Raw genomic sequence first — 13,408 nt, 5'->3', positions numbered from 1 at the left:
ACCCTTAAGAGTTCACAATCTTACTAAGTGTGGGAAGGGAAAAAGTTTCTTTATCATTTGACTTTACTATATTCTCGTTTTTTTTCTCTTGTTCATGTAGTTCCTTTTCTACTTCTTCCTCAATACCAAAGATTTGAGTGAACAGACGTAGAGATTCCTCTGCTTCAGGCTTGGCACTTAACTCTTTAGCTTGAAGGATTGGTTCCTTAAGCATTTGATTAATAATGCTTTTCGTGTGCTTACGTAATACTTTCTTTTCCCGCTCAGTTAAATCTGGAATCTTTCGTTCAATGCTCTCCATGGTTTCTGATTGAATGTTCAATGCTTTTGAACGCAGAGCGGAAATCACTGGGACGACCCCAATCGTTTGAAGCCATTCTTTAAACTCCACAATTTCTGCCTCGATCATTAATCCAATCTCTTCCGCGGCTTGTTTTCTAACCGCCAGGTTTGCATCAACAATCCCTTGTAGATCATCTATATCATATAAAAACACGCTGTCCAAGTTTTCCATTGCAGGATCAAGGTCTCGCGGTACCGCAATATCAACAAAGAAAAGCGGTTTACCTTTACGGCTTTTATGAACAGGCTCCATTTGTTCTTTCGTTAAAACATAACCGGAAGCACCTGTAGAACTAATCACTATATCTGCATCCTTTAATACATGATTAAGATCTTCCATTGTTGTAGCTTGTCCATTAAATTGTTTAGCAACCGTTTGCGCTTTTGATAACGTTCTATTCATTACTGTAACTTTTTTTACTCCAGAACCATGTAAGTTTTTTGCAGCAAGCTCGCCCATCTTGCCAGCACCAATAATAACAATATGCTTATGAACAAGATCGCCAAATATTTTACGTGCTAATTCTACGGCCGCATAACTAACGGATACAGCATTTTCACCGATTCCTGTATCTTTGTGGCCTTTCTTGGCAGTCGTAACAGCCTGCTTGAACAACTGGTTAAAAATAGTTCCACTCGTATTAAGCTGCTGCGCCTTTTGAAAGACTTGCTTAACCTGACCTAAAATTTGTGTCTCACCTAGCACCATGGAATCAAGCCCAGACGTTACACGGAATAAATGTTCCATTGCTCCATCTGCTTCATAAATCGTAAGAAATGGAGAGAAATCTTCTTTATCTATATCAAACCAGTCCGCTAAAAACTGTTTGATATAGTAACGTCCAGTATGAAGCTGATCCACCACTGCATAAATCTCCGTACGATTGCAGGTAGATATAATTACATTTTCGAGTACGCTTTTTTGACGATTCAAGTTCATCATCGCCTCTGGAAGCTGCTCTTCGGAAAATGTAAGCTTTTCTCGAATTTCCACAGGGGCTGTCTTAAAATTTAGGCCTATTGTTAAAATATGCATTCCATCCACCCCATCTCAACGTTCCTATCTAATCACATATCACTTATTATAACATGAGCATTCCCTATTCTAAGAGAAAAATATGAACAGATTTTGAAATCCTTATGTTAGGATATATTTATCATAATTATTAATGTTTATTAAGTTATTTTCAAATTAGAACGAGTATAAATTATAACCCGTCTGTAATATATCAAATCATGCCGAATTGCGCAAGATAATCACTCGAAAGTATGTATTTTGGAGGATTTTACCAATGAAAAAACAAAATGCATTTGCTGGCTACTTATTAATTGGTTTAGGATTATATTTTCTGCTACGCCAACTAAATATTTCCTATTTCACTGCTTTTTACTCATGGCCTACAATTTTAATTATAATTGGTGCTGCTTTCCTGCTGCATAGTTACCTGACCAAAGACTATTCAAATATTATTGCCGGTGTGATATTACTCGGGTTAGGGATTCACTTTCACAGTAAAGACCGCTATTCATTTTGGATTGATGATTGGGCAGTTTATCCTATGATTGTCGGCTTGGCTTTTTTATTGAAGTACATAAAAACAAAATCAGGTATCCTTCCTGCTCTAGTATTACTAGGTATAACTGGGTTCGGATTTTTTTCCACATCTAATCCCAGCTGGTTCAGCTTTATTTACACTCTTATTAGCTGGATTGAACAATACTGGCCCATTATATTAGTTATTTTAGGAGTATATCTATTAAAGAAACGTTCTTAATTAATTTTCGCGTTGATTGAATCTGACCCAGCTGCCACCTCCCCCATGAAAAGCAAGCTTTTCATGGGGGAGGTGTTTTTATCCGTTTTCTATTGTCAGTTCCCTCTTGTTACGCCGCTTTTTCAGGTTTTTTATAACATTGACTTCGACAGGACTGCCTACTTCTACAATCTGTCCTTCATGTATGTATACAACGCGATCAGCTACCTCTCTAGCAAATCCCATCTCATGAGTAACGACAATCATGAGCATCCCTTCTTTCGCCAACGTTTTAATCGTTTGTAGAACTTCAGCTACAAGTTCGGGTCCAGGGCAGAAGTAGGTTCATCAAACATCATAACTTTTGGTTTCATGGCTAAAGCTCGAGCTATCGTAACCCTTTGTTGTTGACCTCCCGACAATCTGGAAGGATACTTATAGGCTTTATTTCCTAAACCTACTTTTTTAAAAGAGCTCTTCTTTCATTCTCTGCTTGTTTCTTTTTCACTTTTTTTACGTGTATAAGTGCTTCTGTAACATTTTCGATCACTCTTTTGTATGGAAATAAATTAAATGCTGAAACACCATACCTATATTTTGACGAATATTATTTAAACGAACTTTCCTGTATGCTCACTTTCCCGCTGTCTATTATCTCTAAAAAATTCAAACACCCTAGTAATGTACTTTTACCAGAACCGCTGGCTCCACTTAAACAAACGCATTTTGATAAACTGAAAAATTTATGTTCTTCAGTACTGGCAGATTACCAAAAGACTTATATAAGTCTTTTACCACAATTTTTTCTCACACATTCGAATATTTACCTCCTAAAAAGCACCACCCCTTAAGGGGCGGTGCTGCTTATAACCTTAAATGAGACAGCATGGATCTCCACGCCACTTCCTTACCTTCACCGGTCTCAGATGAGAACGGTATGAGCTGATCTTCCTCTTCCATTTCAAGGGTGGTAGCGATCAATTGCAGTTGCTTGTTACGCTGTCCTTTTTTAATCTTATCTAGTTTCGTTGCGATAACCATAACAGGTAAATCGAAGTGTTTTATATAATCGTACATCATACAATCGTCTTCAGTAGGTTTATGACGAATATCAATCACCAGAGCAGTCGCACGTAATTGATCACGTTCGGCAAAATATTCCTCCATCATCTTTCCCCATTTTGCACGTTCTTTCTTTGACACTTTAGCATAACCATAACCAGGTACATCAACAAAATGAAACTTTTCGTTGATGAGATAGAAATTCAATGTTTGTGTCTTTCCAGGTTTTGAAGAAGTTCTCGCTAAATTTTTTCGTTGAATCATTTTATTGATAAAGGATGATTTCCCAACATTTGATCGACCAGCCAGGGCAATCTCGGGAATTGGCTCAGATGGGTATTGTTTTTTACTAGCAGCACTAATAATAATCTCTGCTTGATTAACCTTCATAGCCATTCTCCGTTAATGCTTGCTCTAGCACTTCATCTAAATGTTTAACAGGGATAAATGTAAGTCCGTCACGTACACTCTCCGGAATGTCTTCTAAATCCTTTTCATTATCTGACGGAATAATGATTTTCGATAAACCAGCTCTATGAGCGCTTAACGATTTCTCCTTAAGTCCGCCTATAGGGAGGACCCGGCCTCGCAGTGTAATTTCACCTGTCATTCCTACTTCCTTTTTCACGGCTCTGCCTGTTAAAGCTGAAACTAAAGCGGTAGCCATTGTAATGCCTGCTGAGGGACCATCTTTGGGCGTAGCTCCTTCTGGGACATGGATATGAATGTCATTTTTTTCGACAAAATCACGGTCAATTTTTAAATCGTCTGCTCTAGATCTTATATAGCTAAAGGCAGCCTGAGCAGATTCCTTCATTACGTCGCCTAGTTTACCTGTAAGGGTAAGATTTCCTTTACCTGGATAAATGGAGACTTCAATAGATAAGGTATCTCCTCCAGCAGCTGTGTAAGCAAGACCAGTAGCTGCCCCTATTTGATCCTCAAGCTCCGCCTGACCATAACGGAACTTAGGACGTCCTATCAGCTCTTCTAGCTGCTTCGCTGTAACGACAACGCGCTTTTTCTCTCCTGAGACAATGATTTTAGCCGCCTTCCGGCACACACCGGCTAACTGACGTTCTAAATTACGCACCCCAGCTTCTCGAGTATACATCCGAATTAATTTTAATAGGGCTTCATCTTTAAATTGAACCTTACTTTTCGTTAATCCGTTCTCTTTAATTTGTTTTGGAAGCAAATGTTCTTTCGCAATATGAAGTTTTTCCACTTCCGTATATCCAGCAATTGATATAACCTCCATACGATCCAATAGAGGGCCTGGTATTGAAGTCATTGTATTTGCAGTAGCAACAAACATAACGTTAGAAAGATCGTAGTGTTCTTCAATAAAATGATCACTAAAGGTGCTATTTTGCTCAGGATCTAATACTTCAAGCATAGCTGAAGAGGGATCACCGCGAAAGTCACTCGCCATTTTATCAATTTCATCAAGTAAAAAAACTGGATTAATTGTTTCTGCCCGTTTCATTCCTTGAATAATTCGACCAGGCATGGCTCCAATGTACGTCCTTCTATGCCCGCGGATTTCAGCCTCATCACGGACACCGCCAAGAGAAACCCTGACAAATTTACGGTTAATGGCTCGTGCGATTGACTTAGCCAAAGAAGTTTTTCCCACTCCTGGTGGTCCAACCAAACATAAGATAGGTCCTTTAATGGATTGAGTCAGCTGTTGAACAGCTAAATATTCTAGGACGCGTTCCTTAACCTTTTCTAAACCATAATGATCTTCATCTAAAATCGTTTCAGCATGATTAACATCTAAATTATCTTCTGTTTCTTCTGCCCAAGGTAAAGACACAAGCCATTCGATATAATTACGAATAACTGAGCTTTCTGCAGAGCTTTGAGGAACTTTTTCATATCTCCCCAGTTCTTTTTCTGCTACTTTAAGTACACGCTCCGGCATTTGTGATTCTTGAATTTTTTTCCGAAGCTCACTGACTTCACCTGTTTTTCCATCTTTATCGCCTAATTCATTTTGAATGGCCTTCATCTGTTCACGAAGGTAATATTCTTTTTGTGTCTTCTCCATTGACTTCTTCACACGCTGGCCAATCTTTTGTTCAATTTGAAGTACGTCTCTTTCATTCCCAATTAATTCAATTAAGTGTTTTAATCGCTGTTTAACATGAGGAATTTCAAGTACTTTCTGTTTATCTTTAATTTTTATAGGTAAATGAGAAGTAATTAAATCAGCCAAGTGTCCCGGTGACTCTACATCAGCTACAGTATTAAACGTTTCTTTACTTACTTTCTTAGATACTTTTACATACTGCTCAAACTGGCTAAGAAGCGTACGCATAAGCGCCTCTTCTTCATTTCGATCTTCATAGATATCTTCAAGTTTCGTAATATCAGCTTCGTAGTATGTCTCGCCTTCTTCGATATGGTCAACGGTTGCTCGAAAAAGACCTTCGACCAACACTCGATTTGTACCATTAGGGAGTTTTACCATTTGCTTCACTCGCGCTACCGTACCAATTTCGTACATATCACTAGTTGAAGGATCATCAATATTTACTTCTTTTTGAGATACAAGAAAAATTTGATTATCATCAATCATTGCTTGTTCTAGAGCATTGACCGATTTATCACGACCTACATCAAGGTGCAGTACCATCGAAGGGTACACTAAAAGACCTCTTAGAGGAAGGAGGGGAAGCTTAAAATTATGTTTTTCAGACAAAGTGTGCACCTCCAAATAATGCGAATTGTAAGTTAATCATATAGAAATCTAATAAGAAAGTAAAACGTAAGGAATAGGTCAAAAGCCTGCGGTTACATTCGTAAAGCTTAGTTTTATTATAAACACGGAGCAGCATTATCATGCCAACAAAACAGTTATGTAAAACAGAAACCGCGCTACAATTATTCGCAGCGCGGTCTTTAAATAAAGATTAAATTGCCCTAAGAGTTGGCTGTTTAAGCACTTTCTTTCGGAGTTTCTTTATTCTCATCTTCCACTGTTCCATCGGTTAGAATTAACTTAGGATAACTGCTTTCTTCTTTAACGGTATCCTTCGTAATAATACATTTCTCAATATCATCACGAGAAGGCAGTTCATACATGACGTCAAGCATAATTCCTTCGATAATGGAACGCAACCCACGTGCTCCCGTTTTACGTTCAATCGCTAGCCGTGCAATTTCCCGTAAAGCATCTTCTTCAAATTCTAATTCTACGTGGTCAATCTGAAGAAGCTTCTGATACTGTTTAACAAGAGCGTTTTTAGGTGCAGTTAGAATCTCGACAAGGGCTTCCTCATCTAATTGTTCAAGACTTCCAATGACAGGCAGACGTCCAATAAATTCCGGAATAAGGCCATAGCTTAACAGGTCCTCAGGAAGCACTTTTGTAAGAAGCTCACTTTTCTCTGCTTCTACATCCGGTTGACCTGCGCCAAAGCCAATAACTTTCTTACCTAAACGACGTTTGATAATTTGTTCGATACCATCAAACGCTCCTCCAACAATGAAGAGTACATTTGTTGTATCAATTTGAATAAATTCTTGATGAGGATGCTTTCTTCCTCCTTGAGGAGGAACACTGGCTTGCGTACCTTCAAGAATTTTAAGCAATGCTTGCTGTACACCTTCACCTGAAACATCACGAGTAATTGAAGGATTTTCAGACTTTCGAGCAACCTTATCAATTTCATCGATATAAATAATGCCTTTTTCTGCTTTCTCAACATCATAATCTGCTGCTTGGATAAGTTTTAGAAGAATATTCTCTACATCTTCACCAACATAACCAGCTTCTGTTAGTGATGTAGCATCTGCAATGGCAAACGGCACATTTAAAATGCGGGCCAATGTCTGAGCAAGTAATGTTTTACCGCTGCCTGTTGGTCCAAGCATAAGAATGTTACTTTTTGCAAGTTCTACATCATCATTTTTAACACCGGAATTAATACGCTTGTAGTGATTGTAAACAGCCACAGATAAGTTCTTTTTCGCTTGATCCTGACCAATTACATAGTCATTTAAAATGCTGCGAATCTCTTGTGGCTTTGGAACTTCTTTAAATTCCACTTCCTCTTCATTGCCGAGCTCTTCTTCTACAATTTCAGTACATAATTCAATACATTCGTCACATATATAAACGCCAGGACCAGCTACTAACTTACGAACTTGTTCTTGGCTTTTTCCGCAAAATGAGCATTTAAGCTGACCTTTTTCTTCATTAAATTTAAACATACCATTCACCCCTTTATAAAATGACGCAATAGCTGCGACTACGAAAATCAACCTTGGCTGTTGTGCATTCGTGTCTTTTGCCCATCATACCAGATTAACTAATAACAAAAAAGCAATACCTATATAGAGGTGTGCATTTACTATTACATCAACCTCATTATGTAGACATATCGAATATAAGTCAAATAATAGGTACATGGTTAGTATATGTAAAAACAAGAGAGATTCATTCATCTTACCTTAGGAATGAAAAATATAGGAGAAGACAAGGGCAGTTGCTCCTTGTCTTCTAGACTTATTATTCAGCTTGACTATTTTCAGCTAATACGTCTATTGCTTTACGTACTTTAAGATCCTCTTTCACCATATCAGTATTGCCACCAAGCATTTGAGTTAACTGTGCAACATCTGTCTGGTACATAGAAGCCATGTTTTCTAGTTCAGCATTAACGTCTTCTTCGTTAGCTTCCACATTCTCTGCTTCAGCGATAGCTTCAAGTGTTAAGTTTGTCTTCACACGCTTGCCAGCATCCTCTTGCATTTGCTCGCGTAAAGCATCTTCGTCTTGACCAGTAAACTGGAAGTACATGTCTTTTGTCATGCCTTGCATTTGAAGACGTTGTTCAAATTCACTAACCATGCGGTCAAGCTCTGTATCGACCATGGCTTGTGGAATTTCAACTTCTGCATTTTCAGAAGCCTTTTGCACTAGAGTATCACGCTTTTGATTTTCAGCATCAGTTTTCTTCTGCTCTTCTAAACGTTCACGTGTTTTCTTTTTAAGTTCATCTAAAGATTCAACTTCTTCGTCCACATCTTTAGCAAATTCGTCGTCAAGCTCAGGAAGTTCTTTCCCTTTAACTTCGTGAATTTTAACTTTAAAAGTAGCTTCTTTACCAGCAAGGTCTTCTGCATGGTACTCTTCAGGGAACGTTACTTGAACGTCTGCTTCTTCGCCAGTAGCTTTACCGATAAGTTGTTCTTCAAAGCCAGGTATAAAAGATCCAGAACCGATTTCCAGAGAGTAGTTATCAGCTTGACCGCCTTCGAATGCTTCGCCATCAACGAAGCCTTCAAAATCCATAACAACTGTGTCGCCATCTTCTACTTTTCCTTCTTCCTTTACAACTAGTTCAGCCTGGCGTTCTTGCTGTTGTTTAAGTTCATTTTCAACATCTTCATCTGAAACTTCTGTGCTTTGTTCTTCATACGTAAGACCTTTGTAGTCTCCAAGCTTCACTTCAGGTTTAACAATAACATCAGCTGTGAATACAAGAGGTTGACCTTTTTCAATTTGCTCTACGTCAACTTCAGGACGATCAACTGGCTCGATTCCAGTTTCTTCAACAGCATCGGAGTAAGCCTTTGGAAGTACGATATCAATCGCATCTTGATAAAGAGATTCAACACCAAAACGCTGTTCAAATAGTTTACGAGGTACTTTACCTTTACGGAAACCTGGTACCTGAACCTGTTTTACTACCTTCTTAAATGCTTCATCTAAAGCTTTGTTAAAGTCTTCAGCAGGCACTTCTACAGTAAGTGTACCCTGATTACCTTCTTTTTTTTCCCACTTTGCTGACATAAAAAATTCCCTCCAACATCTATAATTTCCTGTTCTTCAAATGACGATCAATGATTGTTTCTATGATTCTATTTTCAACGAATCTCATTTGCAACCACTATATTATAACATAATGTAAGTTGCTTTCAACATTTGTCCTATAGCTATGAGCAAAAACTTAATGGAAAAAGGATTACTCCCCTATTAAAATCATATAGTGCTGTTCACAAAGCTCAATTTCTTCCTTATATCTATCTACTTGTAGAATATTATCTTGTGCATCATAAGGGATTTGAAGATAGTCATGACCTAATTGCTTTAACGCTTCAACAATAGTATCGACTTCTTCTTCTGAAGGAAACAATGGGTATCTGACATAACAATAATGCTTTAACAAATCATTAATCATTTTAAACATCGTTGGATTGCTTTGTTCTATAGCACCCAGTCTCATTTTAATTTGCTGAATTATATAATCGGATTGAAAACTGTTTAAATTCGAAGGAGATATTTTCAATTGATGCCCAAATTTATGAATAGTCATTTCTTCTGAGAAACCTTCATCTCTTAACCAGAAAACTATTCCTGTTTTTATAATCGGATGTATCTTTTCGTCAATTAACCATTCTTGAAAAATGGTTAAATCCGAAGGTAACGGCTGCTTTTTCAATTGGTTAACAGCTACCCATTGTTTTTGAAGGTCGCCCTTCTCTATAGAGCTTTTCAACTCATCGATGAGCTGATCACTCTCTTTTTTATGTACATCTTGCAGAAGCTTTTTCGTCACTTCGTACATCTGCCATAACTGTGTTCTGTTTTGAGTCGGAACATCTTCAGTCTCAAATACTTCATCTATTAGATCAATTAATTCTCGATAACGATTAGACTGAAACAAAATCGTAATATATATATGTAGATACTCATAATAATGGTTTTCTTCATTTTTCATCTGTTCTTGACACAACTCTTCAGCTTCCGCAAAGTTACCTAATTCAATCCAGCTCATTAACAGCCCTGTAATAACTTCATGATTAGCTACTTGATGTTCTACCAGCGGTACAAAACTTTCCACGGCATCTTTGTATCTTTTTTCTTTAACCGCTTGAAACCCTGTGTTTTCTAATGTCGATTTCCATTTTGGGAACAGTACAATATCCCCGTTATGTTTTTCCATAAGACACCCTTCCTATTTTCTTTACCATCACCCATTTATTTTATCCAATAGGTCCACTCTTAAACAAAATATCTACAAATTTAAATATTAATTCTTCTCGACGCCCTTATTTTAAAACGAAAGGCCGAACAACTATTAACGTACCTCCCCCTAAAAAATATAGAACAGATAAGAGGCGTCGATCCAGACGCCTCTTTGTCTTTATTATCTTCAAAGTATGTATTGCGGCAATTATAGCACATAACATCGCTTCATTTCATTTCCCCAAACTTTTCAAGCCGGTTACTCCATGTGGGAGAAAAGAGCTGCTACTCTATTAGATGTGATCAGCATTGTTGTAAGAGCTACACTAGTAATAGTGATGATTGATAACATTAACGTTTGAGCGGAAAACAAATAACCTCCAGCGATAATCACAGCTAAATCGATAAATAATATAACAAAACCCACATTCAGCTTAAAAAGCTTGGCGATCATTTGAGCAAGTAAATCCGTTCCACCAGTGCTTGTCTGATGTCTCAGCATATATCCGATACCACCTCCCACAAATATCCCGCCAACAATTGAACTTATCGCTGGGTCTAATGGAAAATGATAAGCTCTCACATTACTAAAGAAGTCTATAAGAAAAGATGAAATTAATAATCCATGTAAGCTATTATAGAAATAAGAACGAAAAGTAAACCATGCCAGCATAAAAATCGGAAAACTTATACAAATAATCGTAAAGCCTACTTTTATATTCCACATATAGTTTGCGATTAATCCTAGACCGATCACCCCTCCGTCTAATACCCGATCTGGAATGAGAAATAAATTAATCCCTACAGCTAATAGCAGACTCCCTACAACGATAGCCAACATTTTTTTATAGAGAACTTTCATGTTTATTCTCCTTAGGGATAATATCTTACTCTATACTTATGTCACTGCAAGAGACTTCATGAAGTCAGATCTAACGTAAATACATCAATTACTTTAAAAAAAGAAAGCCCGATTGTTAAAATTTCGGGCTTTCTTTCTTGTTAATCTATAAAATTTCTTTTTTATTCATCTTCTTCGTTAGAGTATGCTTTGAATTTAAGATTAGTTGGTAATGGCCGCCGTTAATACTTAATGAGCTGCTCATTCTACTATCCCAATATAATTCATAAACGGTTTTCCAAATTCTTTGATCTGTGTCTTTACAATAAATCGTTAACTCTAACTTTGGAAAAGGAATACTTGACAGAGAGAAAAAATCCAATCTGCTGTTAGGATTTTTCAACAAATAATTAGTTAGAATAATAAAGTAACTCGGCAGGTTCACCTCTATTTCTTTCTCAGGACTAATAGGGTTGCCATTTAATATAGGCCTGTTAATCTTATACACAATTTTCATTTCACCGTCAATTCCGACTAATATTGCTTGCTTTAAAAGTAACTCTTTTTGTTTTTTAATGAACGTGGGGTCTTTCATTTCTAAGCTACATTCCTTATTTAAATCGATCTTCATAAGATAAGTATTTATAGTTTCGTAGTTTTTAAATGTATACCTATAGTTCATGTCAATAACTGGCTCTTTACCAAAGTTTTTAAGTTGAAAAGTAACGTCGGACCATTTCTTATCCACTTTACGAAGCGTTTTCCAATCCGTTAATAGGTCTACGCTGGTCAATTCATACTTCTTAACCAAAGGAGAAATTATAGGTTTTCTTTCCTTATCGTATTTATACTTCTGAAACCACACAGTGATCACCGCCACAACTGCCGCCAAAACCGAAGCGATTGAACCTGCAATTGCCCACCAGTTAACATAACTCGTCTGCTCTAAGATGATCAGACCCCCCCTTACTTACTTTTACTATATTACCCAATTACTTTAATTAGTTTTATAAACCAAAAAATGCTGAACCTTTTATTGGGTTCAGCATTTTTAAGGCAGCCAGGAAAGTTAGAATTGATGCCGTACTCATTTTTGCACTCGTTTCGCACCAAAAAACTTCGGTCCCCAGTAATTGCTGGCTTCTAAATTTGTTACTGTCACACCATCTTCCGGGGTCATATGAACGACTTGATGGCTTCCTGCATAAATTGCAGGATTCAAATAAGTGGCTTTAAGAAACACAAGATCTCCTGGCTGAAGGTCTTCCCTATCAACACGTGCCCCTTCTTTCCACTGTTGCTCAGCGGTTCTCGGAAGTTGGATCCCTTCTGCTTCTTGGAATATATACTTAATAAACCCGGCTGTATCAAACCCTTCCCGCGTTGTCCCTCCACTTTGATAAGGTACTTCTCCAATATACCGAGCAGCTTCTGTTACTATAGATTCGTCACTATTTATTTTTAGCTGATTAAATCTTTTGACGCCCGTAAATTTCTCCTGCCAATATTCTTCACTCACGTAGGAGATCGTGACTTCCTGTGTTCTGGAAGCATGAATGAATTGCCCGCCACCTATATAAATTCCATTATGAGAAATACCTTCCCGGTACGTATCACTATAAAATAAAACGTCTCCCGGCTGGATATCTTCCACCCCAATTTCTTCCCCAGTTTTCCACTGCTGATCAGTCGTACGGGGTAAATAAATGTCACTTACTTTTTCAAATACATACTGTACAAACCCGGAACAGTCAAAGCCGTTTGGAGTCTCTCCTCCAAATTCATAAGGTACACCTAAATATTGTTGAGCACCGGCTACAATATTATTATCTTCTGCAATATCAGGGGGTTCTGATATTCTTCTTGCTTCAATGAAGTTGCCGCTCCAGTAGCCGTTATCCTCGAATCGGGTAACTTCTACACCATTTGGAACGGTTGGGTGGATGAGACGATCATTTCCCATATATATAGCGGAGTGAGAGACGCTTCCGCCATCTTTACTGAAAAACAAGACATCACCTTTTTCAATCTCTGCGCGCTCTACTTCTTTACCTTGTTCCATTTGCTGCTCGAGAGTACGAGGAAGCATAAAACCAAGTACTTCATTGAAAACGTATTGAATAAAACCTGAACTGTCAAAGCCCTGCTCTGGGAATTCTCCACCTTCCCGGTGTGCAACTCCTATATGCTTCTCCGCTTCTTGAATCAATGGATTGGAGGTTGAAAAATATGTTTCGAAAGTATATATTCCTATTCCTAAAGATAAGGATATAATAATAAATACTATTGATTTCTTGAAGAACTTCATCATCCGCAAATCAAGGTCTCCTTAGTAATTATGACTTGGTTATTTTATAAAAATTTTAATTATCACACCATAGTTTGTGCAAGGGATAGAAAGCTCGGAATTTTATATTCAACCGA

General features: G+C 37.7%; 10 protein-coding genes and 1 pseudogene. 1 reads left to right on the top strand and 10 read right to left on the bottom strand.

The genetic code is table 11. The features are described 5' to 3' along the window. Nucleotides 1-4 precede the first annotated feature (4 nt). Nucleotides 5-1,378, bottom strand: a complete 1,374-nt coding sequence (gene hemA, locus ACGTNH_RS08455; RefSeq protein ID WP_394586294.1) for a glutamyl-tRNA reductase — start codon at nucleotides 1,376-1,378, stop codon at nucleotides 5-7. A 256-nt stretch (nucleotides 1,379-1,634) separates the two neighbouring features. Between hemA and ACGTNH_RS08450 the strand changes: the two genes are divergently transcribed. Beyond that, nucleotides 1,635-2,117, top strand: a complete 483-nt coding sequence (locus ACGTNH_RS08450; RefSeq protein WP_394586293.1) for a LiaI-LiaF-like domain-containing protein — start codon at nucleotides 1,635-1,637, stop codon at nucleotides 2,115-2,117. 78 nt (nucleotides 2,118-2,195) lie between these two features. Here the strand turns inward: ACGTNH_RS08450 and ACGTNH_RS08445 are convergent. The 9 genes and pseudogenes from ACGTNH_RS08445 to ACGTNH_RS08405 form a co-directional block, all read right to left on the bottom strand. Beyond that, nucleotides 2,196-2,897, bottom strand: a pseudogene (locus ACGTNH_RS08445) (amino acid ABC transporter ATP-binding protein). Nucleotides 2,898-2,960: 63 nt separating this feature from the next. Next, nucleotides 2,961-3,548: a ribosome biogenesis GTP-binding protein YihA/YsxC gene (gene yihA / locus ACGTNH_RS08440; RefSeq protein ID WP_394586292.1), complete on the bottom strand. Its 588-nt coding sequence runs from the start codon at nucleotides 3,546-3,548 to the stop codon at nucleotides 2,961-2,963. Beyond that, nucleotides 3,538-5,802, bottom strand: coding sequence for an endopeptidase La (lon, locus tag ACGTNH_RS08435; protein ID WP_394587675.1), 2,265 nt, complete (start codon nucleotides 5,800-5,802; stop codon nucleotides 3,538-3,540). Before lon ends, yihA begins: the two co-directional genes overlap by 11 nt. A 302-nt stretch (nucleotides 5,803-6,104) precedes the next feature. Beyond that, the gene (gene clpX / locus ACGTNH_RS08430; RefSeq protein ID WP_394586291.1) at nucleotides 6,105-7,382 is read right to left on the bottom strand and encodes an ATP-dependent protease ATP-binding subunit ClpX; all 1,278 of its coding nucleotides are present in this window, start codon (nucleotides 7,380-7,382) and stop codon (nucleotides 6,105-6,107) included. A 298-nt stretch (nucleotides 7,383-7,680) separates the two neighbouring features. Beyond that, complete coding sequence (gene tig, locus ACGTNH_RS08425; protein ID WP_394586290.1) at nucleotides 7,681-8,967, bottom strand: trigger factor; 1,287 nt, start codon at nucleotides 8,965-8,967, stop codon at nucleotides 7,681-7,683. Nucleotides 8,968-9,139: 172 nt separating this feature from the next. Further along, entirely contained in the window at nucleotides 9,140-10,120 is a 981-nt protein-coding gene (locus ACGTNH_RS08420; RefSeq protein WP_394586289.1) for a tetratricopeptide repeat protein, read from the bottom strand. A 282-nt stretch (nucleotides 10,121-10,402) separates the two neighbouring features. Beyond that, nucleotides 10,403-11,005: a YitT family protein gene (locus tag ACGTNH_RS08415; protein ID WP_394586288.1), complete on the bottom strand. Its 603-nt coding sequence runs from the start codon at nucleotides 11,003-11,005 to the stop codon at nucleotides 10,403-10,405. Nucleotides 11,006-11,150: 145 nt separating this feature from the next. Further along, nucleotides 11,151-11,858 carry a hypothetical protein gene (locus ACGTNH_RS08410; protein ID WP_394586287.1) on the bottom strand — a complete coding sequence of 236 codons (708 nt, stop codon included), beginning with the start codon at nucleotides 11,856-11,858 and terminating at the stop codon, nucleotides 11,151-11,153. 213 nt (nucleotides 11,859-12,071) lie between these two features. Beyond that, nucleotides 12,072-13,295 (bottom strand): C40 family peptidase, encoded by a 1,224-nt coding sequence (locus tag ACGTNH_RS08405; protein WP_394587674.1) that lies wholly within the window; start codon nucleotides 13,293-13,295, stop codon nucleotides 12,072-12,074. Nucleotides 13,296-13,408 lie beyond the last annotated feature (113 nt).

This window comes from Halobacillus sp. B23F22_1 (assembly GCF_043497005.1).
GTDB lineage: Bacteria > Bacillota > Bacilli > Bacillales > Halobacillaceae > Halobacillus_A.
This window is presented reverse-complemented; position numbering and strand designations above follow the sequence as displayed.

Bases quoted from the DNA above. Each gene is read 5' to 3' on its own strand.
- hemA (WP_394586294.1), bottom strand. From the start codon at position 1,378: ATGCATATTTTAACAATAGGCCTAAATTTTAAGACAGCCCCTGTGGAA.
- ACGTNH_RS08450 (WP_394586293.1), top strand. From the start codon at position 1,635: ATGAAAAAACAAAATGCATTTGCTGGCTACTTATTAATTGGTTTAGGA.
- yihA (WP_394586292.1), bottom strand. From the start codon at position 3,548: ATGAAGGTTAATCAAGCAGAGATTATTATTAGTGCTGCTAGTAAAAAA.
- lon (WP_394587675.1), bottom strand. From the start codon at position 5,802: ATGGTACTGCACCTTGATGTAGGTCGTGATAAATCGGTCAATGCTCTA.
- clpX (WP_394586291.1), bottom strand. From the start codon at position 7,382: ATGTTTAAATTTAATGAAGAAAAAGGTCAGCTTAAATGCTCATTTTGC.
- tig (WP_394586290.1), bottom strand. From the start codon at position 8,967: ATGTCAGCAAAGTGGGAAAAAAAAGAAGGTAATCAGGGTACACTTACT.
- ACGTNH_RS08420 (WP_394586289.1), bottom strand. From the start codon at position 10,120: ATGGAAAAACATAACGGGGATATTGTACTGTTCCCAAAATGGAAATCG.
- ACGTNH_RS08415 (WP_394586288.1), bottom strand. From the start codon at position 11,005: ATGAAAGTTCTCTATAAAAAAATGTTGGCTATCGTTGTAGGGAGTCTG.
- ACGTNH_RS08405 (WP_394587674.1), bottom strand. From the start codon at position 13,295: ATGATGAAGTTCTTCAAGAAATCAATAGTATTTATTATTATATCCTTA.